Origin of the sequence: Kribbella sp. CCNWLW201 (genome assembly GCF_037203805.1) — a bacterium.
GTDB lineage: Bacteria > Actinomycetota > Actinomycetes > Propionibacteriales > Kribbellaceae > Kribbella.
The window spans coordinates 180,609-205,381 of record NZ_JBBCBQ010000002.1 but is presented as its reverse complement, the minus strand read 5'-3'; the positions used below and the strand labels follow the sequence as shown (position 1 = coordinate 205,381).

Here is a 24,773-nt window from a genome sequence, read left to right as displayed (position 1 = left end):
GTGAAGGAATACCCCTGCGATTCGGCCGGACAACCTCTCGGCTAACCGCTGCCAAGGCATTTCCAGCGGTGCATTTACCCAGGGCATTTCGGTTTCATTGACCGGATTCCTCGGCGCGTATTACGGTCCGTCCGCACCTGATTCCGCCACCCGGTGTCCCAGGAGGTTGACGTCCCATGCGAATTTCCACCAGTTGGCGTACGGTCGCGGTGACCGCAGCCTTGACCCTTGCCGGTTCCAGCCTCGCCGGCGCCGACTACGGCGGTGAGTACCACGACCCCGACTGGGTCGGCACCTGGGCGACCGCGGTCACCCACGGCAACGCGGCCGGGTCGACGAACCTCGGCCTGACCGACCAGAGTGTCCGGCTGGTGGTGCGGCCGACCGTCGGCGGTGACCGGATCCGGATCCGGTTGTCCAACATCTACGGCGAGAAGACCGTGACCGTCGGCGCCGCGACCGTTGCCAAGCCCAACAAGTCGACGCCCGAGTTGTCCGATATCGACCCGGCGACCCTGCGGACGTTGACGTTCAACGGCGCCGGCACCGCGTCGATGATCAAGGGCAGCGAGCTGCTCAGCGACCCGGTCGACCTGAAGCTGGGCAATCTCGACGACCTCGTCGTCAGCCTGTACTTCCCGGAGAACACCGGCCCGACGACGTTCCACGGCTCGTCGATCCAGGAGAACTTCGTCGGCCCGTCGAACCTGGTCACCCAGCCCGGCGGTACGGCGTACACGCTGACCCGGCGCTGCTGCTGGTTCTTCCTGTCCGGCGTCGATGTGGAGACCGACAAGTCCAAGGGATCGATCGTCGTCCTCGGCGACTCGATCACCGACGGCACCGCCAGCACCTTCAACGCCAACAACCGTTGGCCCGACCAGCTTGCCGAGCGCCTGATCGCGTCGGCGGACCCGTGGGACAAGGTGCCGAGCGTGCTGAACGCGGGCCTGGCCGGTAGCCGGCTCAACCACGAGGGCAGCGAGCCGTCCGACAACGGCGCGTTCCCCGGCTTCAACGAGGTCGGTGTGAACTCGCTGGCCCGGCTGAACGAGGACGTGTTCGCGCAGACCGGCGTACGGACCGTCATCACCGAACTGGGCGTCAACGACATCTGGATGTCGGACGACTCCGCGGCTGAGATCATCGGCGCGCTGCGGCAGGTGAACACGCAGGTGAAGGAACGCGGACTGCGCAGCCTGGTCAGCACGATCACGCCGTTCGAGGGGATCGGCGGCACCGACAGTTGGACGCCGGCGAAGGAGGCCACCCGGCAGGCGGTGAACAGCTACCTGCGGTCGAGCAAGGAGTTCGACGGTGTGCTCGACTTCGACAAGGTGCTGCGTGACCCGGCCGCGCCGAGCAAGCTGAACCCGGCCTACGACTCGGGTGACCACATCCACCCGAACGACGCCGGCTACCAGGCGATGGCGGCGTCGGTGCCGCTCAAACTGGTGCGCTGATCGTCATGCCTGCCCGGACCGCGAACGAAGTTCTCGCCGCCCTCGGTTCCGAGCAAGGTCGCCGTGATCCGATGCCGCTCTTCGCGGAGCTGCATCGGATCGGCCCGGTCTGCCGCCTCGAGCCCGGCACCTCGCCGTACGCCGTGGTGGTGAACGGGTACGACGCCGCCCAGGAAGCCCTGAAGGACACCAGGTTCCACCGGTTGCTGACCGCGGATCCGGACCCGAAGGACTCGGTACTGCGCCGGCTCGGTGGGTCGATGATGTTCCGGAACGAGCCGGACCATCTGCGGATGCGCAAGGTGTTCCAAGCTGTCCTGACACCGCGCCGGCTGGCCGGGTTCGAACCGGTCGTCGACGACCTGGTCACCGAGCTGCTCGACGATCTCGGCAAGGCCGATCGGCAGTTGGTGGACTTCGTCGACTTCGCCTACCGGCTGCCGATCACGGTGATCGGCACGTTCCTCGGCATCCCGCGCTCCGATCTCGGCTGGTTCCGCGACCGGACCCAGCGGATCGACGAGTACCTCGACCTGGGTGGCAAGGCGCCGGAGAAGCTGGCGGCGGCGAACCAGGCCGCCGACGAGCTCAACGCCTACTACGCCCGGATGATCGCCGAGCGCCGGATCCGGCCGCGGGACGATCTGGTCGGATCGCTCGTCCATGCGCTTGATTCAGGTACGTCGGGGATCGACGAGCAGGAGTTGATCGACAACCTGCTGGTGCTGGTCAACGCGAGCTTCGTGACCACGATGAACCTGCTCACCAACGGTCTCGAACTGCTGCTCGCCGAGCCGCGACTGATCGAAGCGCTCCGCGACGATCCAGGTCTGGCGTCGGACTACGTCGAGGAGATCCTGCGGCATCAGAGCTCGGTGCAGCTGATCAGCCGGAAGGCGTCGACCGATCTCGAACTGGCCGGCGAACCGATCGCCGAGGGCAGCCTGGTGCTGATCCTGCCCGGCGCGGCGAACCGGGATCCGGCCAAGCATCCCGACGCCGACACTTTCGATCCGGGCCGTGACGACCTCCAGCATCTGTCCTTCGGCGCCGGACCGTTCTACTGTGTCGGGGCCGCGCTGGCCCGGATGGAAGGGCGGGCCGCGTTCGGGCAGCTGTTCCGCCGGTTCCCCGGACTGCGACTCGCGAGTGAGCCGGTGCGGAGCCGTAGCTTGCTGCTGCGTGGGCACGAGTCCATGCCGATCCGATTGGGGTGATCCGATGCCGCTGGACCCGCAGGTCGAGGCCATGCGTGCCGAACGCGAGGCCAACCAGGTGCCGCAGCTCTACACCCAAACACTGGCCGAAGCCCGGGCCGCCGATCTCGCGTCCAACCAGGCCGCGGGCGGCGAGGTCGAGCCGGTTCACCACGTCGAGGACATCGCCACCGATGACGGTCTCCCGCTGCGGGTCTACCGGCCGGACCTGAGCGGCCCGCTGCCGACGTTGATCTACTTCTTCGGCGGCGGCTGGACGCTCGGCAGCATCGAGACGGCCGACGGGATCAGCCGCAAGCTGGCCAACGCCGTTCCCTGTCAGGTGATCACGGTCGGCTATCGGCTCGCGCCGGAGCACCCGTTCCCGACCGCGGTCCACGACTGCCACAACGCGACCCAATGGATCGCGGCGCACGCCGACGAGTTGCAGGTGGACCCGACCCGACTTGTCGTCGGCGGCGACAGTGCCGGCGGCAACCTCGCCGCCGCGACCACTTTGCTTGCCCGGGACAATGGTCCGGGGCTGGCCGGTCAACTGCTTGTTTACCCGAACACGCTGTACGGCTCGGACACCATCTCGATGCGGGCCGGCGACGACCCGTACCTGTTCAACAAGACGTCGGTCGGCTGGTACTGGGACCACTACCTGACCGACTCCGCCGACGGCCTGAACCCGTTGGCCTCACCGCTCCTCGCCGAGTCGTACACGAATCTCCCACCGGCGCTGGTGATCACGGCAGAGTACGACCCGCTGCGCGACGAGGGCGAGTACTACGCCGAGAAGCTGCACGCCGCCGACGTACCGACCACTCTCAGCCGGTACGACGGGATGGTGCACGGCTTCTTCGCGATGTCGGGCATCCTCGACGGCGGCAAGAAGGCGATGGCGGAGGCGGCCACCTGGCTGAGCGGAATCTTCAAGGATGGCTGAGGTGCCCGGTGGCTGACGCCCCGGCCGACCACGGCGCCGCGGCTGCGGCCACACTCGCTGACTACGAGTCGCAGGCTGCGGCTGTCCTGTCGTCGGCGGTCTACGACTTTGTGGCCGGCGGCAGCGGTTCTGAGACGACGCTGCGGCTCAACCGCACGGCCCTCGACTCGGTGACTCTCGTCCCACGCGTGCTAGCAGGCGTGGACGAGCCGGACACCACCTGCAACGTGTTGGGCACCGCCGGCGCGTTGCCTGCGCTTGTGGCTCCGATGGCCTACCAACGTTTGCTTCACCCCGAGGGAGAGCTCCACCTCGCGCGCGCAGCCGCCGACGCCGGGATCCCCTACGTGATCAGCACTCTGAGCAGCTACCCACTGGAGAAGATCGCGGCCACCGCACCCTCCTGGTTCCAGCTGTACTGGTTGCGAGATCGCGCGATCGTCAGCTCCTTGGTCGACCGAGCCGCCGAGGCCGGATGCACCGCGTTGATGGTGACCGTCGACGTTCCCGTGATGGGTCGGCGGCTGCGCGACGTCCGGAACTCCTTCACGCTCCCCGAAGACGTGGTCGCTGCCAATCTTGTCGACATATCCACAGAGGCCCACGACGCTGTGCCCGGCGTGTCCGCGGTTGCCGCACACACGGCCTCGGCCTTCGAGCCGGCCGTGTCCTGGCGGGACCTGGAGTGGCTCCGCGCCACGACTGAGCTTCCTCTGGTGGTGAAAGGGATCCTCGATCCGCGGGATGCTCGCCGGGCCGTCGATGCAGGGGCCGCCGGTGTCGTGGTGTCCAACCACGGCGGTCGGCAGTTGGACGGTGCCCTCGCGTCGATCGATGCCCTCGGCCCGGTTGTGGATGCGGTCGGCAATGACTGCGCCGTACTGCTGGACAGCGGGATCCGTGGCGGCACGGATGTTGTCAAAGCCGTCGCGTTAGGGGCATCCGCCGTACTGGTAGGGCGACCGTTGCTGTGGGCATTGGCTGTGGAAGCTGTGGATGAGGCACTCGGGCTGCTCCGGCGGGAGGTGCGGGACGCGATGCTGCTGGCTGGTTGCGCCGATCTGGCCGCGGTGGCCGAGCTGACGACGGGGAGAGCGTGATGGCCGACCTGAGACTGACCGAGTTGCACGGTTCGCTGACGGACCGGGCACTGAACTCGATGAACTTCCTCAATGAGGTCTCGCACCACTACCCGGACGCGATCTCCCTCGCCGCCGGCCGCCCGACCGAGGAGTTCTTCGCGCTCGAGGACCTGCACACCTACCTGGACCTGTTCGCCGATCACCTGCGTTCACAGGGGTACGACGAGGCGGCGGTACGACGGTCCATCTTCCAGTACGGCCGGACCAAGGGCATCGTGCACGACCTGGTCGCCCGTAACCTCGCCGTCGACGAGGACATCCACGTCGACCCCGAGGCGATCGTCGTCACGGTCGGCTGCCAGGAGGCGATGGTCCTCACGCTCCGGGCCTTGCGCTCCGAACCGTCCGACGTACTGCTCGCGATCTCCCCGACGTACGTCGGAATCACCGGAGCAGCCCGGTTGCTCGACTTCCCGGTCCTGCCGGTTGCCGAGGACGACGATCTGGCCACAGTGGTGAAGGCGGCCCGAGCTGACGGGCTGCGGCCGCGGGCGTGCTACGTGATGCCGGACTTCGCCAATCCCTCCGGACTCAGCCTGGACCTGGACGCCAGGCGACGGCTGCTCGAGATCGCGGCCGAGCAGGAGCTGCTGCTGCTCGAGGACAACCCGTACGGCCTGTTCCCGGCCGACGGCGTCGATCGCGTGCCGACCCTGAAGGCGCTCGACACCGATCGGCGGGTCGTCTACCTCGGGTCGTTCGCCAAGACCGGGCTGCCCGGAGCACGGGTCGGTTACGTCGTCGCGGACCAAACTGTCGAGGCTCCGGACGGAAGTATCGGACTCCTCGCCGACGAACTGTCGAAGATCAAGAGCATGGTCACCGTGAACACCGCGCCGGTCGCGCAGGCGGTGATCGGCGGCAAACTGCTCGCGAACGACTTCAGCCTGGTCGCCGCGAACCGGCGCGAACGCTCGATGTACGCCGCCAACCTCAAGGCAATCACCGACGGCCTGGCCGCTCGCTTCCCAGACGGTGAAGTCAGCTGGACCGTGCCGTCGGGTGGGTTCTTCGTGGTCGTCACCGTGCCGTTCCCGGTGGACGACGTACTGCTGGAGAAGTCCGCCCACGAGTACGGCGTGCTCTGGACCCCGATGAGCCATTTCTACGACGCCGGCCCGCCGATCCACGCCCTCCGTCTGTCGTGCAGCTCGGTCACCCCCGCCCAGATCGACGCCGCCCTCAACCGCCTGGCCGCCTTCATCCGCGACCAGCTGCCGTAACTGGTCCTCTCGGCGAGGCCGAAACTGGATCTGTAGGGCGGACCGGTCTGTTCTTAGCGTTAAGACATGACCACCTGCGAAGTTCCCCTGGCCCCGGTTGCTCCCCGGCTGCTGAGCAGTCAGTTCGGCCGGCTGCTGTTCACGGTTTTCGGCTCCTCGCTGAGCATGTACCTGCTCACCTCGGTGGTCCCGCTCTACCTGGCCGCCAGCGGTTCCGGCGGGATCGGCGCCGGGCTGTCCACCGGCGCGATGATGCTGTCCGCGGTGGGTGTCGAGCTGCTCGTGCCCAGGATGGTGGCCCGCTGGGGCTACCAGGTTGTCCTCGGACTCGGTCTGATCCTGCTGGGTGCGCCGTCACTGGTCCTGTTGCTGACCGCGTCGCTGCCGCTCGTGCTCGCGGTTTGTGTCGTCCGTGGCGCCGGCCTGGCGATCCTGGTCGTCGGTGCGGTCGCCCTGATCGCCGAGGTGACCCCGGCGCACCGACGCGGTGAGGCGTTCGGCATCTACGGCGTGGTCGTCGGCCTGCCGGCCGCGCTTGGGCTCCCGCTCGGCGTCTACCTGACATCCGTGATCGGCTTCGACGCACTGTTCGTCTTCGCGGCCGTGGCCTCGTTGGTGGGTCTCATCGCCCTCGGCGGGATGCCCAGCCGGCCCAGCGTCGAAGAGCAGCACGTCAAGGTGCTCGGCGGCCTGCGAGGCAGCGGCCTGCTGATGCCGTCGTTCGTGTTCGCAGCGGTCACCGTTGCCGCCGGCATCAGTGTCACCTTCCTTCCGCTGGCCGTTGCCGAGGACAAGCATTCGCTGGTGGCCACCGCTCTGCTGATGCAGGCGATCACCGCTCCCGGCGCTCGCTGGCTGGCCGGCCGGTACGGCGATCGCGTCGGCCCAGCCAAGCTGCTCGCGCCAGCGCTGATCCTCGCGGCAGTCGGAGCCGGGGCGCTGGTCCTGATCGGCAGTGCCGCCGCCATCCTGGTCGGATCGACACTCTTCGGCATCGGCTTCGGCGCCGCGCAGAACCTCACCCTGACGCTGATGTACAACCGCGTCCCGAAGTCCCGCTACGGCCAGGTCAGCGCACTGTGGAATCTCGCGTACGACGGCGGCTGGGGCATCGGCGCCATCGTCTTCGGCGCGATCGTCGCCGGCACTGGCTACTCGGTCGGCTTCGGTCTGACTGCGGTCCTCGTCACAGTCGCGGTCGTACCGGCGGTCAGGGCCGGTCTGCGAGCTACCGTTGCCGCCGGATGACCAGATGGCGGCCGGAACCTGAACAGCAGGTCCTGCGTCGGTTATCGCGGACCGGTCGACCGGCCGGGCTAATGAACAGGGGGCAGCGCGCAGTTGAGTACGTTCGAAGGACTTGCCGGAGTGGCCGAGCGGCAGTTGGGGCTCGTCACCACAGGGCAGGCGGAACGGATCGGGATCAAGCCGAACCAGTTGGCCAGGTTCGCGGCCGAAGGCCTGGTGTGGGAACCGGACTGGTCGGTGTTCCAGCTCACGTCCTCCGAAGTGGCTCCGAGGTATTCGTATCCATACGCCGCCTGGCTGGCGCTTGCCCCGAACCTCTTCGCCTGGGAACGGCCACCGGCCGTCCACGAGGACGCGGTCCTGTCGCACGAATCGGCCTGCCAGGTCTGGGGTCTCGGGTCGTTCGCGGCCCCGGCCGTGCGGTTCGTCGCGCCCGTTCGACTGGCCGACGTGCGCGCCGTAGACGTACGACTCGACGTACTGACACCTGACCAGGTGACCCGGCATCACGGCGTACCGGTGACGACTGCGCAGCGGGTGCTCGTGGACCTGCTGCGAGACGGCACCGATCAGCACGACGTACGACGGGCGCTGACGGACGCCGTACGGCTGGATCTCGTTGATCTGCAGGCGGTGTACGACGACCTGGCCGGACAGTTCCAGTTGCCGGTGGACGGTGCCGAGTTCGCCGGCCGGCTGCTCGGTGAGCTGGAGATCTCCGCGTTGTCGGAGCGGAACCAGCGTGCCTTCGACGCGCTCGTCGCCAGCCGCGGATGAGCGGCTACGACACCTTCTGGCAGGAACTCACCGAGCGGGCCCAGGCGGCTGCCCAGGAACGCGGCACCAGCAGCCAGCAGGAACTCCAGCAGTTCGTCCTGCAACGGATCATGGCGCGGACGTTCCATCACGGCCCGCACAGCTGGCTGCTCAAGGGCGCACAGAGCTTGCTGGCCCGGTTTCCGGACGCACGGGCGACCGGTGACGTCGACCTGATCTGGCTGGCCCGCAACGGGCGGGCCGCGATGACCGCAGCCTTCAACGACGCGCTCCGCCAGGACTTCGGCGACTACCTGTCCTTCGAGCAGTCATCGGAGCTGTCACTCATGCACGGCGAGGGCGTGCGCATCGGCCACCGGGTGCGCTGCGGCGATCGCGAGTTGTTCGAGCTGACCACCGACCTGTTGCCGCCGGAAGGCCACCTGCTGTCGAACCTGCCGGAGCGGATCCCGTTCCCGCAGCAGCTCCTGCGGACCGGCGTGGAGGGGGAGACACCCGAGCTCTACACGGTCTCGGTCAAGGACCAACTGGCGCAGAAGATCTCCGGAATGTACATGCATGGTCTGCGTGACCTGGAGACCAAGTGCGAGAACTGCGTACCGAAGACCGCGGGTGCCTGGGCCTGTGGCAGCGGCGAGTTGCCGCACCGGGTTCAGGACATGGTCGACGTGACCTTCCTGGCCTCGAAGCTGTCCCTCGACGCGGCCGAGACGCACGCGATGGTGCAAGCGGACTTCCGGCAGCGAAGAGCGCTGGGAATGCCGCTCGATCTGCCCAGCCGGTTCCGGGTGCCGAACCCGGCCTGGGTTCCGGGCTTCGCCAAGTACGCGGCCGTCACCCCGGGCCTGGAGCCGAAGACGCTGGCCGAGGCCTTGCCGATCGCCGACAAGTTCATCACTCCGCTGCTCCGGCCGGAAGTGCCGTCCGGACACTGGGACCCCGACCAGCAGGTCTGGGTCGGCCAGGATCCCGAACAGGCCGCGGCGTACGCGGAGCCGGGTCGGCAGCGGGTGCTCGTCGTCGCCCACGCGAGTGGCCGCAGTGCGGGTCTCGGCGGACTGCCGGTGGTGAGCGGTGAACTGACCACCGCGCTCGCAGGGCTCGACGATACCGACGTCACGCTGCTCACGTTCGAGGGCACCGAGCCACACGCCGGCGCGAAGATGGTGAAGCTCGAGCGCAGCGAGCTCTCCCCACAGGGGCACCTGCATCGGGTCACGTGGCGAGACTGGCCGGAACCGCTGGGCCTGCCGCCGGCCGGTTCCGACCCGTACGACGTCGTGATCGGCCACTCGCGGTTCTCCGGACCGGCCGCGAAGAACATCCGCAACCGCTGGTACCGGTTCGCCAAGCTGGTCTACGTGATGCACACCCCGGCCGAGGAGTACGCCGTCATCCAAGGCGATCCGGAGCGGGCGGCCAAGCACACCACGGAAGAACAGGACATCGTCCACAACGCCGACCTCGTCGTCGGCGTCGGCCCGCTGCTCACCGGCATCGCCCGCGAGGTGGAGGTCAGCGGTGGCCGCGAGCCGAGCTATCACGAACTCATCCCCGGCTCCGCGGAGCGCGAGGTGATCCCGGCGCCGGAGCCGACCGGTCACTTCAACCTGCTCTTCACCGCGCACCGGCTGGACGATCCGGTGAAGGGGTACGACGACCTGCTGCGGACGGTGCGGCAGTTGCGGGACGACGGGATGCCGGTGCGGCTGACCGTCCGTGGCGTCCAGCCGGAGCAACTCGCGGCCGAGGCCGAGCGCGCCCGCGCGATCACCGGGTCGGCGGACGCGGTGGAGCTCCGGCCGCTCACCACGGATACGGCCGAGCTGCGCCACGACCTCGAGGGGACGCACCTGCTGGTGATGCCGTCGGTGGTCGAGGGCTACGGCATGGTCGCCAGCGAGGCGGCCGAGCACGCGATCCCCGTTCTGGTGCCGGAACGTAGTGGCTTCGGGCAACTGTTGAGCGACGGGGAGCGGGTCCCTGATCAGGCCGGTGAGCAGTCGGTGGTGCGGGACGGCCACAGTACCGGTCAGGACAGGATCGACACCTGGAAGGCGGCGATCGTCGCGGTAGCGTCCGACTATCCGGCCCGGAGAGAGGGGGCTGTCCGGATTCGGTCGGTCCTGCAGCAGTTCAACTGGAAGGACGCCGCGACCGCGCTGTCGACTGCGATGGCCGCGGCGAAGCCGGGGGCGCAGCGCTACACGATTCAGGCCGCGGACGGCGTCGTACGGCTGATCGACGACAAGGACACCCAGAAGGGCGATGCCGCGGCGAAGGTGGCCGAGCCGGAGGATCGGGAGTTCGTGGCGCGCTTCGCGCCGCCGTACCGGACGGCCCCGCAGGCCGGGCGTGCTGGCACGGATCCTCGGCCGGCGTCGAAGGGATCCGGGCGCGAGGAGCCGGGGCAGGCGATCGGGTAGTCAGAGTTTGCGGAGCCGGACGTAGCGGACGGTGTGGTCGGCGCCTTTGCGGAGGACGAGGGTGGCGCGGGAGCGGGTGGGGAGGATGTTCTCCCGCAGGTTCGGGCCGTTGATGCCGTCCCAGAGCGATTCCGCCTTTTTGATTGCCTCTTCCCGGCTCAGCTCGCCGTAACGGACGAAGTACGACTCCGGGTTGCGGAACGCGGTCTCCCACAGTTTGAGGAAGCGGTGCACGTACCAGGACCGGATGTCGTCGGCGCCGGCGTCGACGTACACGGAGAAGTCGAAGAAGTCGCTGACCGCCAGGCCGCTCTTGCCGTCCGCGTGCCGGGGCGCGGGCTGGAGCACGTTCAGGCCCTCGAGCAGCAGGATGTCCGGCTGCTCGACGGTGGTCCGGACGCCTTGCATCCGGTCGTAGTGCAGGTGTGAGTAGACCGGCGCCTCGACCGTGTCCATGCCGGACTTCACCTCGACCACGAAGCGCAGCAATGCCTTGCGGTCGTACGACTCCGGGAAACCCTTGCGCATCATCAGGTTCCGGCGCTCCAGCTCGGCGTTCGGCCAGAGGAACCCGTCGGTGGTGACCAGTGCGACCCGTGGGTGCTCGGGCCAGCGAGCCAGCAGCTCGCGCAGCAACCGGGCGGTGGTGGACTTGCCGACGGCAACGGACCCGCCGATGCCGATCACGAACGGCGTCCGGGTCGCGGCCGGCTTGCCGAGGAAGCTCTCGGTGTCGGCGTGCAGGGCCCGGGCGTGCCGGACGTACAGCGAGAGGATCCGCGACAGCGGCAGGTAGACCTCGCGCACCTCGTTCATGTCGATCTCGTCGCCGAGGCCGCGCAGCCGTTCGATCTCCTCGGCGGTCAGCGGGGAAACGGTCGTCTCGGCGAGTTGCGCCCAGGCGGCCCGGTCCAGCTCGGTGTAGGGAGTCACCTCCCGTGTCGGCTGCAGCATGAGCCCATTCTTCCCACGCGAGCGCACGCCGACCCACCCCGGGTGGGCGTGGCTTACGTCTCAACCCTCTCATCGATGCGCTCTGGAAACCGCTTGCTCGACCTATTGACGGTGTGTTGGGCCGTGCGTACGGTGTGTCCCAACTTAAGTGTCGAAGATTTGAGCGAAACTTTCGAGACTGGCCGGTGAGGAGGCAGTAGGCGTGCACAACCGCCGTGTCGTAGAGGTGCACCACCGCCGGGGTTTCTGGTCCGATGTGAAGCGGGACTGGCGGCTGTACGCGCTGCTGGCGCTGCCGATCGCGTACTTCGTGATCTTCAAGTACCTGCCGATGGCCGGCAACATCATCGCCTTCCGGCGGTTCGTGCCCGGCGGGTCGATGTTCGGCGAGCAGTGGGTCGGACTGCGCTACATCCGGATGTTCATCGAGGACCCGACGTTCTGGCAGGTGTTCCGCAACACCGTCGTCCTCGGCGGCCTGAGCCTGCTGTTCACGTTCCCGATCCCGATCGTGCTGGCGCTGCTGCTGAACGAGTTGCGCGGGCAGCGGTTCAAGAAGTTCGTCCAGACCGTGTCCTACCTGCCGCACTTCATCTCGGTGGTGATCGTGGCCGGGATGATCCTGCAGTTGGTCTCACTGCACGGCACGGTCAACCAGGTGCTGAAGGCAACGACCGGCAGTACGGTCAACTTCATCCAGGACGCGGACTGGTTCCGGGCCATCTACGTCTCCTCCGACGTCTGGCAGACGGCCGGCTGGGGCACCATCCTCTACTTGGCCGCGCTGACCCAGATCGACGACACCTTGTACGAGGTGGCCCGGATCGACGGCGCGAACCGGTGGAAACAGACCTGGCACATCACGTTGCCCGGGATCGCGCCGGCCGTCGTGACACTGCTGATCCTGAACATCGGCTCGTTCCTGTCGGTCGGGTTCGAGAAGATCCTGCTGCTCTACAACCCGCTGACGTACGAGACCGCTGACGTGATCTCGACGTACCTGTACCGGGTCGGCCTGGTGTCGAACAACTTCTCGTACGCGACCGCGATCGGCCTGTTCGAGGCGGTCGTCGGCCTGACGTTGGTCTTCGGTGCGAACGCGATCTCGCGCCGCGTGCTGGGAGCGGGGCTGTGGTGAAGCAGACGATCGGAATCAAGGACAGCACCGGCTACCGGGTCTTCCAGGTCTTCAACGTCGCGACTCTGCTGCTGGTCGTCGTACTGACGCTGTATCCGTTCGTGAACATCGTCGCGCAGTCGTTCAGCAGTGAGTCCGCGATCAGCGCCGGCAAGGTCAACCTGTTCCCGGTCGGGTTCGACACGTCGACGTATCAGGTCGTGATGAACGACTCGATGTTCTGGCGGAACTACGGCAACACCGTCCTCTACACCGTGGTCGCGACCTTGATCTCGCTGGTGCTCACCACGTGTATGGCGTACGTGCTGTCGAAGAAGCACCTGCGCGGCCGGACGTTCATCGTCGGGTTCGTCGTGTTCACGATGTTCTTCAACGGCGGCCTGATCCCCAACTACGTGCTGGTCTCCCAGCTCGGGATGAAGAACACGTTGTGGGCGGTGGTACTGCCGAACGCGATCAGTGTCTTCAACCTGCTGGTGATGAAGGCCTTCTTCGAGAACATGCCGCCGGAGCTGGAAGAGGCGGCGATGATCGACGGGCTGACCACGTTCGGCATCCTGCTGCGGATCGTGCTGCCGCTGAGCAAGGCGATCCTGGCCACGATGATGCTGTTCTACGCGGTGGCGAACTGGAACGCCTGGTTCGGCGCCTTCCTCTATCTCGACGACAAGTCACAGTTCCCGGTCACCATCTACCTGCGGAACATGATCGCCGGGGCGACCTCCGGCACCTCGGCCGGCGCGACCGGCGACGACCTCACCCAGATCGCGGCCAGTATCAAGGCGGTGACGATGGTGCTCACCGTCCTGCCCATCCTCTGCGTCTACCCGTTCGTCCAGCGGTACTTCGTCACCGGCGTGATGCTCGGCTCCGTCAAGGGCTGATAACGCCGGACCGCCCTCCGAAAGGAAGTTCCAGATGATCAGCTTGAGAAGGGCGGGGGTCGCCTTCGCCCTGGTGGCCGCGCTCGGCCTGTCCGCCTGCAGTGGCGGCTCCTCCGGTGACGAGAAGGCGGATACGTCCAAGAACCGCACCGGCGCGATGGACAACTATGCCGTCGGCACCCAGTTCAAGGCGACCGAGCCGATCACGATCTCGGTGCTGTACAACGACCCGCCGACGTACCCCTACAAGAAGGACTGGCTGCTCTGGAAGGCGATGGCCGAGCAGAACAACGTCACCCTGCAGCCGACCGTCGTACCGCTGAGCGACTACGAGCAGAAGCGGTCGCTGCTGGTGTCCGCGGGGGACGCGCCGCTGATCATCCCGAAGACGTACCCGGGTCAGGAGTCGGCGTACGTGTCGTCCGGCGCGATCCTGCCGGTCAGCGACTACCTCGACCTGATGCCGAACTTCCAGGCCAAGGTGAAGCAGTGGAAGCTCGAGCCGGAGATTGACACGCTGCGCCAGCAGGACGGCAAGTTCTACCTGCTGCCCGGTCTGCACGAGGAGATCTGGCCGGATTACACGCTGAACATCCGGGCCGACATCTTCAAGCAGCAGGGCATCCCGGTGCCGACGACGTGGGAGGAGCTGGCCGCCGCGCTGGCGAAGCTGAAGCAGGCCTACCCGGACAAGACGCCGTTCTCGGATCGCTACCAGGGCAAGAACCTGCTCAACCAGCTGGGTACGGCGTACGGCACTGCCGCCGGCTGGGGCTACGGCGACGGCGCCAAGTGGGACGAGGGCGCCGGCCAGTTCAAGGCCGCGGCCGCGATGCCGCAGTACAAGGACATGGTTGCCTACCTCAACAAGCTGGTGTCGGACAAGCTGCTCGACCCGGAGACGTTCACCCAGCAGGACGACCAGGCGATCCAGAAGTTCGTCACCGGGCAGTCGTTCGTGATCAGCGGCAACTCGCAGGAGATCACCACCTACCGCAAGACCATGGACAGCACGCTGGGCAAGGGCAAGTACGAGGTCGCACGGATCCTCGTCCCCGGCGGACCGGCCGGTCAGGTGATGGGCGGGTCCCGGCTGGAGAACGGCATCATGATCAACGCCAAGGCCAAGGACCAGCCGAACTTCGTCGCGATGATGCAGTTCGTCGACTGGCTCTGGTACTCCGACGCCGGCCAGATGTTCACCAAGTGGGGTGTCGAGGGGACGACGTACCAGCTGAAGGACGGCAAGCCGACGCTGCTCCCCGGGATTGACTACAACGGGCTGAACCCGGGTGCCGGGAAGAAGGATCTGCGCAAGGACTTCGGCTTCTCCGGCGGCGTCTTCGCGTACGGCGGGACGACCGAGCTGCTGCACTCGATGATGGTGCCGGCCGAGCTCAAGTGGCAGGAGGAGATGGCCGCGACCCACAAGCCGGTCGCGGTGCGGCCGCCGTACCCGCTGAGTGACGCCGACCGAGAGCAGTCGACGCTGCTGAACACGCCGCTGACCGACTTCGTCAACCAGCAGACGCTGAAGTTCGTGCTCGGGCAGCGGCCGATGAACCAGTGGGACGCGTTCGTCCAGGAGCTCAACGGCAAGGGCGCGGACAAGTACCTCAAGATGGTGAACGACGCGCACGCCACCTACGAGAAGGACCACGGCGGTAAGTGATGTCGACGCTTTCGACAGGGTTCGTCGACGGCAGGCTCTACCGGACGTGCATGTTCGTCTACCAGTTGCTGGTGATCGAGGCGTGCCTGGTGGTCGCCCTGCTGCCGACGGGCGCCGGGGTCGTCCTGCTCGAGCCGGATCCCCGCAATGCGTTGCTGTTCGCGGTTGCGGTGATTCCGGCCGGGCCGGCCCTGGTCGCGGGTCTCTACGCCGTACGACGGATGGAGCAGTCGCCAGTGCGGGACTTCGTCCGCGGCTACCGGTTGAGCTGGCTGGACGTGTTGAAGTTGTGGGCACCCGCGGCCGTGGTGATCAGCGTGCTGAGCGCTGACTGGCTGGTGGTCGCGGGGTTGGTGGCGTTGTGGCTGGTCAACGTGCTGGTGATCACGGCCCGGTTCTCGTTCCGGATCCGTGACACCGCGCGGCTGTCGGCGTACTACCTGGGCGCCCAGTGGCGATGCACGCTCAACGTGATCCTGCTCGGCGCTGGGTTTGTCTTGCTGGTGGCGCTCACGTCTGACTGGTTTGCGGTGCTTCTGTTGTCGCCGGCGCTCTATCTGCTCGCCCGGATGACGCGGCCGCTGGTCGCTGATGTCGAAAGGCGATTCGTGTGACGATCTGGTTCGGTGGCGACTACAACCCCGAGCAGTGGCCGACCGACGTCTGGGCGGAGGACGCGCGTCTCTTCGACCTGGCCGGGATCAACACCGCGACCGTCGGGGTCTTCTCGTGGGGATTGTTGCAGCCGTCCGAGGATGTCTACGACTTCAGCGTCCTCGACCGGATCACCGCCTCACTGGCCGACCGCAACGTGATCCTGGCAACGGCGACCGGGGCTCACCCGGCGTGGTTGGCACGCAAGTATCCGGAAGTCACGCGGGTCGACTTCGAGGGTCGCAAACATGTGTACGGCGCTCGCCACAACCACTGCCCGTCATCGCCGGTCTTCCGGCGCCTGTCGGTCGAGCTCGTCGGCCGCATCGCCGAGCGGTACGCCGACCTGCCCAACCTGGTCGCCTGGCACGTCGGCAACGAGTACGGCGGCGCCTGCTACTGCTCCAACTGCACAGCGGCCTTCCGCGTCTGGCTTCAAGCCCGCTACGGCACGTTGGAGGCGCTGAACCACGCCTGGTGTACGACGTTCTGGAGCCACACCTTCTACGACTGGGACGAGATCGTCGCGCCGTCCGCGTTGAGTGAGCACTGGCGCGGTCCGAACCACACCGCGTTCCAGGGGATCACGCTCGACTACCTGCGGTTCATGTCGGACGCGATGCTGGAGAACTTCAAGGCCGAGAAGGCCGCCATCCGGCGCTTCAGCGACGTTCCGGTCACCACCAACTTCATGGGTTTCTACCGGCCGCTGGACTACTTCCGCTGGGCCGAGCACCTGGACGTCATCTCGTGGGACAACTACCCGCCGGACGATCGGTCGGCGTCGCGGATGGCGCTGACGCATGACCTGATGCGCGGGCTGAAGGGCGGTCAGTCGTTCTGGCTGATGGAACAGACGCCGTCGACTACTGCTTGCCGGGACGTCAACCCGGTCAAGCGGCCGGGTGTCATGCGGTTGTGGAGCTACCAGGCGCTGGCGCACGGCTCCGACACGGTGCTGTTCTTCCAGTTGCGAGCGTCGCGCGGTGCCTCGGAGAAGTACCACGGCGCGGTGATCAACCACGCATCCCGGTCTGACACCCGAGTGTTCCAAGAGGTCGCCGCGCTGGGTGCCGAGTTGCCGGGGTTGGCCGATGTCGTCGGCGCAGAGACGCGCAGCAAGGTCGCGCTGATGCTCGACTGGAACAGTTGGTGGGCGGTCGAGATCTCCGACGGCCCGTCGCGTCACGTCTCCTATGTGCGTACGGCGATCGCCTGGTACACCGCCGTCCAACGGCTGGATGTGGACGTCGACGTCGTACCGGTGGATGCCGACGTCTCGTCGTACGACGTGGTGCTGGCGCCGTTGTTGCATATGGTGCCGGATGGGCTGGGGGAGCGGCTATCAGACTTCGTCTCGCAGGGTGGAACGTTGGTGACCGGGGTGCTGTCCGGGCGGGTCGATGTGGATGACAACGCCTTCCTGACGGACGTTCCGGGGCCGCTGGCCCGGATACTCGGGGTGCGGGTGGACGAGACCGATGCGCAGGAGCCGTCGGTAGTGAATCCTGTGCAGCTGGATGGTGTGACGGCCGAGGGGTCGCTGGTTTTCGATCTCGTCATTCCCGAGGGTGCCGAGGTGGTCGGTACGTACACGGCGGACTTCTATGCCGGTACGGCGGCGGTCACGCGGCATCGGTTCGGCGCGGGGCACGCGTGGTACGTCGGGACAATGCTCGATGCGGCCGGCCTGGACGCCGTACTGGGGTCGGTGGTCGAAGAGGCCGGGTTGACCGGGTCGTATGCGAGGATCGACGGCGTCGAAGCGACGCGGCGGTACAAGGACGGTCAGCGGTATCTCTTCCTGCTGAACCACGGGGACCGGGAGGTGCGGGTGGCGGCCGACGTTTTTGGAACTGATCTGCTCACCGGTGTGACGGTCGAGGCCGGCGAGAAATTGGTGCTGCCGGCAACGGGTGTGGTGGTGTTGCGGTCGGATGACGCTTGACCCCTGCTGGCTAGGTGGCCAACGGTTGCCCGAGGTCACCATTTACGCCTCGGGCGCGCTGGCGCAGACGATCCGGGCCGAGCTCCGGCAGACGCGCCGGGTCCAGCACGACGTAGAGGTTGCCCTATGCACCCTTGGCCGGCTCGAGGAGACGTCGCTGGCCGCGTGGGTCGAGCAGGCACTGCCCGCGGACGGACTGGGCGACGAGGGCTTCGTGGTGGTGCGACGAGGCAACCAGTTGGTCGTCGCCGCCGAGGCCGGGCGCGGACTGCTGTACGGGTACTTCTACCTGCTCCGGTACTTCGAGTGGATGACCGGCGATTTCACCGTGGTCGAGCGGCCGGCCGTCCCGATCCGGATGCTGGCGCACTGGGACAACCTGGTCCCGCATCCGGTGATGGGCGCGGTCGAGCGCGGGTACTCGGGTGGATCGATATTCTTCCGCGACGGCCGAGTGGTCCAGGACCTGACCCGGGTCCGTGCGTACGCCCGGTTGCTGGCGTCGATCGGTATCAACGCGGTGGTGATCAACAACGGCAACGTGCATGCGGCCGAGACGCGATTGATCACTGATCACCTGCCGGACGTGGCCCGGCTGGCCGGAGTGTTTCGCGAGTACGGGATCGCGATCTATTTGTCGGTGAACTTCGCCGCACCGATCGAGCTCAGCGACCTCGACACGGCGGACCCGCTGGACGAACGGGTGGCCCGGTGGTGGTCGGCCGCGGTCGGTCGGGTGTACGACGCCGTACCGGATCTCGGCGGGTTCGTGGTGAAGGCGGACTCGGAGAACCGGCCGGGTCCGGCGACGTACGGGCGGCACCACGCGGACGGGGCGAACATGCTCGCGCGGGCGCTGGCGCCGTACAAGGGGACTGTCTACTGGCGGTGTTTCGTCTACGACTGCGCTCAGGACTGGCGTGACCGTTCGGCGGATCGGGCGCGGGCGGCGTATGACCACTTCATCCCGCTGGACGGGCTGTTCGACGACAACGTCGTACTGCAGATCAAGCACGGGCCGCTGGACTTCCAGGTCCGCGAGGCGGTGTCGCCGTTGCTGGGGGAGTTGCAGGAGACGCGGTCCGCGCTCGAGTTGCAGGTGACGCAGGAGTACACCGGTCAGCAGAAGGATCTGTGCTACCTCGGGCCGTGGTGGCGGGAGATCCTGCAGTTCGACACCAGCGGTGCCGGCGGGCCGACCGTTGCCGACCGCACCAAGGCGATCGTTGCCGTCTCCAACGTCGGCGACGATCCGAACTGGACCGGTCACAAGCTTGCCCAGAGCAACCTCTATGCGTACGGCCGGCTGGCCTGGGATCCGGCCGCGGATCCGGTCAGTCTGCTGCACGAGTGGGCCGCGGCGACGTTCGCGATGGACGACCGGACCAGGGCCGAGCTGGTGTCATTGATGGCCGATTCATGGCGGACGTACGAGCGCTACACCGCACCACTCGGGGTCGGCTTCATGGTCACCCCGGGGACGCACTACGGGCCGAGCGTCAACGGGTACGAGTACTCCGCGTGGGGGACGTACCACTTCGCCGACCGCCACGGCGTCGGTGTCGATCGAACCGTCGCGACCGGCTCAGGCTTCACCGGCCAGTACCCCGAGCCGTTGGCGAGCCGCTACGAGAACGTCTACACCTGCCCGGACGAACTCCTGCTGTTCTTCCACCACGTCCCCTACGACCACGTCCTCCAGAACGGCCGCACGGTCCTCCAACACATCTATGACACCCACTTCCAGGGCTACGAGGAAGTCGAGTCGATGCTCACCCGCTGGAAGTCGATCGCGGACCGCTTCGACCCAACAGTCCGCGAAAACATCACCACCCGCCTGGAAGCCCAACTCCACAACGCCCGCGAATGGCGAGACCAGATAAACACCTACTTCTACCGCCTCAGCGCCGTCCCCGACGCCGAAGGCCGCACCATCTACCGGTAGTCGCGCGAGGTGGGGCGGAGGGTGCGGGTGTGGTCTACCGTGCGGAGGTCGCCGGTGAGGGTTATGGGGAGGGTTGTGTGGATGTTGGCGCTGGACTTGGCTAGGCGGAGTTCTATGGCGCCGGGCTCGATGATGCGGGTGCCGGTGCGGTCGGGGAAGGACGTCAGGTCGGCGTGGACGGTGAATTCGATGGTGCGGGATTCGCCGGTGGGGATGTCGACGCGGTGGTAGCCGATCAGGCGGGTGACCGGGCGGGTGACGCGGGCGACCGGGTCGCCTAGGTAGAGCTGGACGATCTCGGTGCCGTCGGTTGGGCCTGTGTTCTGGACGGTGACCTGGAGGGTGACGGTCCCGTCGGTGGGGATGGTGTCGCGGTCCGCGGTGGCGTCGGTCCATTCGAAGGTCGTGTACGACGTTCCGTGGCCGAACGGGAAGAGTGGGGTCGGATCGACCGACGAGACCCTGTTGAGGCCGCCGAGTGGTTGATGGAGATAGGTCCCAGGCTGCGCGCCCTCGCTCCGGGGAAGGCTGACGGGCAGCCGGCCGGACGGGTTGACGGCGCCGGTGAGGACGCGGGCGAGCGCCGGTCCGCCTTCCTGACCCGGGAAGAACGCCTGCACGATCGCTGCCGTGCGTTCGGCGAATCGGCCGAGTGCGTACGGGCGTCCGGACAGCAGTACGACGACGACCGGCGTACCGGTGTCGAGGACCGCGTCGAGCAGATCGGCCTGGCGTCCCGGCAAGTCGAGCGTCTCGACGTCACACCCTTCGCCGGACGTACCGCGGCCGAACAGGCCAGCCCGGTCACCAAGCGCGACGATCGCCACCTCTGCCTCGGAAGCCGCGGTGAGAGCCTCCTCGAAACCGTCGTCGGAGTCGTCGTCGACACCACACCCCTCGGCGGTCTTCAGGTCGATGCCCTGAGCAACCAGCGCCTCGGCGAGCGTCAGGATCGGCACGCCGTCGTCGGTGCCGGGGTAGCGGGGCGCGATGTGCATCGGGAACGTGTAGCAACCGAGCATCGCGTGCGGATTCATGCCACGCGGGCCGACCAGCGCGACCTTCTTGCCAGGGGCAACGGGTAGTACGCCGTCGTTCGCCACCAGCACGATCGACTCCTCGGCCAGGCGTGCCGCGATCTCCCGGTTGGCCGGGCTGTCCAGGTCGATCGGCCCGTCCGGCTCCACCTTGACGTCAGGATCGAGCAGCCCGAGATCACACTTCTGCCGCAACACCCGTCGTACGGCGCGATCGACGTACGAGACGTCGAGCCGGCCCTCCTCGACCTCGGCGATCAAGGCGTCGGCGTACGTGTGCACGGTCGGCAGTTCGACGTCGATGCCGGCCTTCAGCGCCAGCGCGGCCGCCTCGCCATCGGTGCCCGCGACCTTGTGCAGTGTGCGCAGGAACGCGATCGCGAAGTAGTCCGCGACGACCGTCCCGTCGAAGCCCCACTCGTCCCGCAGCACGGTGGTCAGCAGCTCGGGGTCGGCCGCGACCGGTACGCCGTCGATCTCGGCGTACGAGTTCATCACCGTGCGTACGCCGCCCTCGACCACAGCCATCTCGAACGGCGGGAGGATGACGTCCGCGAGCTCATGGCGGCCCATCGACACCGGCGCGAGGTTGCGGCCGGCGCGGGAGGCGGAGTAGCCGGCGAAGTGCTTCAGCGTGGCGTGGACGCCGCCGTCCTGCAGTCCGCGGACGTACGCCGTACCGATCGTGCCGACCAGGTAGGGGTCCTCGCCGATGGTCTCCTCGGTCCGGCCCCAGCGGTAGTCGCGGGTGACGTCGACGACCGGGGCGAGGCCGAGATGCGTACCGGCGGACCGCATGTCCGCGCCGATCCGGCGGGCCATCGCCTCGACCAGATCAGGGTCGAACGTGGCACCCCAGGCCAGCGGGGTCGGGTAGATGGTGGCGCCGTACGCGGCGAAACCGGTCAGGCATTCGTCGTGCGCGACGGCCGGGATGCCGAAGCGGTTGGCGGCCATGATCTGCCGCTGGGCCGCGGCCAGTGACCGTGCGCCGGTGGTCGGATCGACCGGCCGGGTCCCGAACGGGCGGGTGAGCTGGCCGAGGCCGTCCTTGATCACGTCGTCCCAGACGGGCGGGTCGCTGCTCATGTCGTGCTGGTACGGCGCGACGTCCTCGCCGCTGTCACCGGCACCGACCCAGAGTCCGGCCAGCTGGGAGACCTTCTCCCGCAGGGTCAGCTCGGCCACCAGGGCCTCGACCCGCTCGTCCGGGCTTGCGGTGGTGTCGCGCCAGTCGGCCATCGAACTCCTCGAAAGTTTCGGGACAAGTAACGATACCTGCGAGGAGGTTAGCTTGTATTGTGCTGGTTGCACAGCCTCGAGGAGGGTGAGGTACGTCGTGAGTCAGCGGATGACCATTTCGAAAATTGCGGAGCAGGCGGGTGTCTCCGTGCCGACCGTGTCCAAGGTGCTGAACGGTCGCGCCGACGTCGCCGAGGAGACCCGGGCGAAGGTCGAGAGCATCATCCAGGAGCACGGCTACCGTCGCCGTACCACCAGTACGGCGAGCAGCCCGATGATCGACCTGGTGTTCCACGAGATCGGCGGCGCGTGGGCGGTCGAGCTGATCCGTGGCGTCGAGGAAGTGGTCCGCGCCGAGGGCGTCGAGCTGGTGCTGTCCGAGTGCGGCGGTGCCCGGCGGCCGCGGCAGGAGTGGATCGAGTCCGTCCTGCTTCGCCGTCCGCTCGGCGTGATCATGGTGTTCTCCGATCTCGACGCCGACCAGCGGGCGCAGCTGGAGGCGCGGCGGATCCCGTTCGTGGTGGTCGACCCCGTCGGTGACGAGGGCGACGACGTACCCTCCATCGGCTCGGCCAACTGGAACGGCGGCCGGATGGCGACGCTGCACCTGCGCAAACTCGGGCACACCAGGATCGGGATGATCGGCGGGCCGGTGGAGACGCTGTGCTCGCGGATGCGGGTCGACGGGTACACGGACGCGCTGCGCTCGACCGGGGTCGCGATCGATCCCTCGTTGATCCGGGCGGCCGAGTTCGAGGTGAGCAGCGGGCATCGGGAGGCGCTGGCGCTGCTGAGCAGGCCCGACCGGCCGACCGCGATCTTCGCCGGCAGCGATCTGCAGGCGCTGGGCGTCTACCAGGCGGCGCGCGAGCTCGGGTTGGAGATCCCGCGCGATCTGTCAGTGGTCGGGTACGACGATCTGCCGGTGGCGCAATGGGTTTCGCCGACGCTCACCACTGTCCACCAGCCGCTGCGGCAGATGGCCGAGCTGGCGACCCGGATGGTCCTCGACCTGGCCCGCGGTACCACTCCGGCTGCCCTGCGGATGGACCTCGCCGTGGACATGCGCATCCGCCAATCCACCGCGGAACCTGCAAGCTAGGGTGAAACCCATGATCGTCGGCGTGGGTATCGATGTGGTCGACGTGGAGCGATTCATGAAGACCCTCGAGCGCACGCCTGGTCTGCGGGATCGCGTCTTCACGCCGTCCGAAGCGGTCAAACCACCGGCGTCCCTGGCGGCCCGGTTCGCGGCGAAGGAGGCGCTGGCCAAGGCCCTCGGTGCGCCGGCCGGGATGCACTGGCACGACGCCGAGGTGCAGACCGACGAGACCGGCCGCCCCTGGCTGGAGATCACCGGAACGGTCGCCGACCAGGCGGGCCGGCTGGGCGTCCAGAGCATGCACCTGTCGCTGAGTCACGACGCCGGCATCGCGTCCGCCGTCGTCATCCTGGAGGGCTGAGATGCGCCGCGCGCACACCGTCGAGCAGGTCCGCGCAGCCGAGGCCGACCTGATGGCGCGGCTCCCCGAGGGGACCTTGATGCAACGCGCCGCCACCGGCCTCGCGGTTGCCATCAGCAACTTTCTCGGTCACACGTACGGCGCCCGCGTCGTCCTGCTGATCGGTTCCGGCGACAACGGCGGCGACGCCCTGTACGCCGGGGTCCGCCTGGCCCGGCGCGGTGCGCTCGTGACCGCCGTACTGTTGTCCGACAAAGCGCACGCCGCCGGGCTGGAGGCGTTGCTGGCCGTCGGCGGACGCGTCGGATCCACCGGCGACATCGCCGGCGCCGACGTCGTGGTGGACGGGATCGTCGGCATCGGCGGCCGCCCCGGTCTCCGTCCTGACGCTCTTGCCGCTGTCGAGTTGGCGACCCAGTACGGCGTACCGATCGTCGCTGTCGACACCCCGTCGGGCGTGGACGTCGACACGGGCGAGACCCCGGAGCCGCACGTCCGCGCCGCCCTGACCGTCACCTTCGGTACGCACAAGATCTGCCACCTCATTGACCCCGCCGCCACCGCGTGCGGCTCGGTCCACCTGGTCGACATCGGTCTTGATCTGCCGCCCGCCGCGGTCGAGTCGCTGCAGGCATCCGACGTACGCGAGCTGTACCCCGTCCCGCATGGCGAGTCCGACAAGTACTCCCGTGGCGTACTCGGGCTGATGGCCGGCTCAGCGCAGTACCCGGGTGCCGCCGTCATCGCCACGGCCGGTGCGCTCGGCGGTCCGCTGGGCATGGTCCGGTACGTCGGTCCGGACGCGGTGGCGGCCGAAGTCCGCGCGGCCCACCCGGAGATCGTTGCCGGCGAGGGACGCGTGCAGGCGTGGGCGGTGGGGTCCGGCCTCGGTGATGACCTCGATACCAGCCGGGTTCGCGACCTGCTCGACGCCGAGGAGCCGATCGTCCTGGATGCGGATGGTCTCCGGGCGCTCGAGGACTCGGGCGACCACACCGGCGTACTGGCGACACCGCACGCGGGCGAGCTGGCCCGCCTGCTCGGAGTCGATCGCTCCACCGTCGAGGCCCAACGACTCGAGCACGCCCGCCTGGCTGCCGAACGCTTCGACGCCACAGTCCTGCTGAAGGGCGCAACCACGGTCATCGCGGCCCCCGACGGACACGTCCGCGTCAACACCAACGCGACCCCTTGGCTGGCCACTGCCGGTGCAGGCGACGTGCTGGCCGGCCTCTGCGGCGCACTCTTGGCAGCAGGACTCGCCGCCCTGGACGCGGCCAGCGTCGGCGCCTACCTCCACGCCGCCGCAGCCAATCTGGCCTCAGCCTCCGGCCCCATCACCGCCCTCTCCGTGGCCGGAGCCCTCCCAGAAGCCACCCGCCAAATCCTGGGCTGAGGCGCGCGGTAAG

General features: G+C 67.8%; 19 protein-coding genes. 17 read left to right on the top strand and 2 right to left on the bottom strand.

What is annotated here, in order from left to right:
- The first annotated feature begins 176 nt into the window (after nucleotides 1–176).
- The 8 genes from V9K99_RS10605 to V9K99_RS10570 all read left to right on the top strand — a co-directional run bounded on the left by V9K99_RS10605 (nucleotide 177) and on the right by V9K99_RS10570 (nucleotide 10,427).
- A complete protein-coding gene (locus V9K99_RS10605; RefSeq protein WP_337003642.1) occupies nucleotides 177–1,463 on the top strand; it encodes an SGNH/GDSL hydrolase family protein in 1,287 nt (428 codons plus the stop codon).
- A gap of 5 nt (nucleotides 1,464–1,468) precedes the next feature.
- Nucleotides 1,469–2,680, top strand: a complete 1,212-nt coding sequence (locus V9K99_RS10600) for a cytochrome P450 (RefSeq protein ID WP_337003640.1) — start codon at nucleotides 1,469–1,471, stop codon at nucleotides 2,678–2,680.
- A gap of 4 nt (nucleotides 2,681–2,684) precedes the next feature.
- The gene (locus V9K99_RS10595) at nucleotides 2,685–3,611 is read left to right on the top strand and encodes an alpha/beta hydrolase (RefSeq protein ID WP_337003638.1); all 927 of its coding nucleotides are present in this window, start codon (nucleotides 2,685–2,687) and stop codon (nucleotides 3,609–3,611) included.
- 8 nt (nucleotides 3,612–3,619) lie between these two features.
- Nucleotides 3,620–4,711, top strand: a complete 1,092-nt coding sequence (locus V9K99_RS10590; RefSeq protein WP_337003636.1) for an alpha-hydroxy acid oxidase — start codon at nucleotides 3,620–3,622, stop codon at nucleotides 4,709–4,711.
- Nucleotides 4,711–5,976 carry an aminotransferase-like domain-containing protein gene (locus V9K99_RS10585; RefSeq protein WP_337003634.1) on the top strand — a complete coding sequence of 422 codons (1,266 nt, stop codon included), beginning with the start codon at nucleotides 4,711–4,713 and terminating at the stop codon, nucleotides 5,974–5,976. Before V9K99_RS10590 ends, V9K99_RS10585 begins: the two co-directional genes overlap by 1 nt.
- 66 nt (nucleotides 5,977–6,042) lie before the next feature.
- A complete protein-coding gene (locus tag V9K99_RS10580) occupies nucleotides 6,043–7,224 on the top strand; it encodes an MFS transporter (RefSeq protein WP_337003632.1) in 1,182 nt (393 codons plus the stop codon).
- Between the two features lie 93 nt (nucleotides 7,225–7,317).
- A complete protein-coding gene (locus tag V9K99_RS10575) occupies nucleotides 7,318–8,001 on the top strand; it encodes a type IV toxin-antitoxin system AbiEi family antitoxin domain-containing protein (protein ID WP_337003630.1) in 684 nt (227 codons plus the stop codon).
- Nucleotides 7,998–10,427, top strand: coding sequence for a nucleotidyl transferase AbiEii/AbiGii toxin family protein (locus V9K99_RS10570; protein ID WP_337003628.1), 2,430 nt, complete (start codon nucleotides 7,998–8,000; stop codon nucleotides 10,425–10,427). The genes V9K99_RS10575 and V9K99_RS10570 overlap by 4 nt, the downstream gene beginning before the upstream one ends.
- Here the strand turns inward: V9K99_RS10570 and coaA are convergent, their stop codons facing one another.
- Entirely contained in the window at nucleotides 10,428–11,381 is a 954-nt protein-coding gene (gene coaA / locus V9K99_RS10565; RefSeq protein ID WP_337003626.1) for a type I pantothenate kinase, read from the bottom strand.
- Nucleotides 11,382–11,583: 202 nt separating this feature from the next.
- Between coaA and V9K99_RS10560 the strand changes: the two genes are divergently transcribed.
- Genes V9K99_RS10560 through V9K99_RS10535 form a run of 6 tightly spaced genes read left to right on the top strand, consistent with a single transcriptional unit; the run spans nucleotide 11,584 to nucleotide 19,622 of the window.
- Entirely contained in the window at nucleotides 11,584–12,519 is a 936-nt protein-coding gene (locus V9K99_RS10560) for an ABC transporter permease (protein WP_337003625.1), read from the top strand.
- Nucleotides 12,516–13,403, top strand: a complete 888-nt coding sequence (locus V9K99_RS10555; RefSeq protein ID WP_337003623.1) for a carbohydrate ABC transporter permease — start codon at nucleotides 12,516–12,518, stop codon at nucleotides 13,401–13,403. Before V9K99_RS10560 ends, V9K99_RS10555 begins: the two co-directional genes overlap by 4 nt.
- A gap of 34 nt (nucleotides 13,404–13,437) precedes the next feature.
- Entirely contained in the window at nucleotides 13,438–15,075 is a 1,638-nt protein-coding gene (locus V9K99_RS10550) for an ABC transporter substrate-binding protein (protein WP_337003621.1), read from the top strand.
- Nucleotides 15,075–15,689 carry a hypothetical protein gene (locus tag V9K99_RS10545; RefSeq protein ID WP_337003619.1) on the top strand — a complete coding sequence of 205 codons (615 nt, stop codon included), beginning with the start codon at nucleotides 15,075–15,077 and terminating at the stop codon, nucleotides 15,687–15,689. Before V9K99_RS10550 ends, V9K99_RS10545 begins: the two co-directional genes overlap by 1 nt.
- Complete coding sequence (locus V9K99_RS10540; protein WP_337003617.1) at nucleotides 15,686–17,677, top strand: beta-galactosidase; 1,992 nt, start codon at nucleotides 15,686–15,688, stop codon at nucleotides 17,675–17,677. The genes V9K99_RS10545 and V9K99_RS10540 overlap by 4 nt, the downstream gene beginning before the upstream one ends.
- Nucleotides 17,667–19,622: an alpha-glucuronidase gene (locus tag V9K99_RS10535; protein ID WP_337003615.1), complete on the top strand. Its 1,956-nt coding sequence runs from the start codon at nucleotides 17,667–17,669 to the stop codon at nucleotides 19,620–19,622. The genes V9K99_RS10540 and V9K99_RS10535 overlap by 11 nt, the downstream gene beginning before the upstream one ends.
- On the opposite strand, the gene V9K99_RS10530 is transcribed toward V9K99_RS10535, so the two are convergent.
- Entirely contained in the window at nucleotides 19,613–21,901 is a 2,289-nt protein-coding gene (locus V9K99_RS10530; protein WP_337003613.1) for a glycoside hydrolase family 3 N-terminal domain-containing protein, read from the bottom strand. The two genes, V9K99_RS10535 and V9K99_RS10530, sit on opposite strands and share 10 nt — an antisense overlap.
- Before the next feature lie 109 nt (nucleotides 21,902–22,010).
- On the opposite strand from V9K99_RS10530, the gene V9K99_RS10525 reads away from it, so the two are divergent.
- Genes V9K99_RS10525 through V9K99_RS10515 form a run of 3 tightly spaced genes read left to right on the top strand, consistent with a single transcriptional unit; the run spans nucleotide 22,011 to nucleotide 24,760 of the window.
- The gene (locus V9K99_RS10525; RefSeq protein ID WP_337003611.1) at nucleotides 22,011–23,003 is read left to right on the top strand and encodes a LacI family DNA-binding transcriptional regulator; all 993 of its coding nucleotides are present in this window, start codon (nucleotides 22,011–22,013) and stop codon (nucleotides 23,001–23,003) included.
- 10 nt (nucleotides 23,004–23,013) lie between these two features.
- Complete coding sequence (locus V9K99_RS10520; protein WP_337003609.1) at nucleotides 23,014–23,364, top strand: holo-ACP synthase; 351 nt, start codon at nucleotides 23,014–23,016, stop codon at nucleotides 23,362–23,364.
- A gap of 1 nt (nucleotide 23,365) precedes the next feature.
- The gene (locus V9K99_RS10515) at nucleotides 23,366–24,760 is read left to right on the top strand and encodes an NAD(P)H-hydrate dehydratase (protein ID WP_337003607.1); all 1,395 of its coding nucleotides are present in this window, start codon (nucleotides 23,366–23,368) and stop codon (nucleotides 24,758–24,760) included.
- Nucleotides 24,761–24,773: the final 13 nt, after the last annotated feature.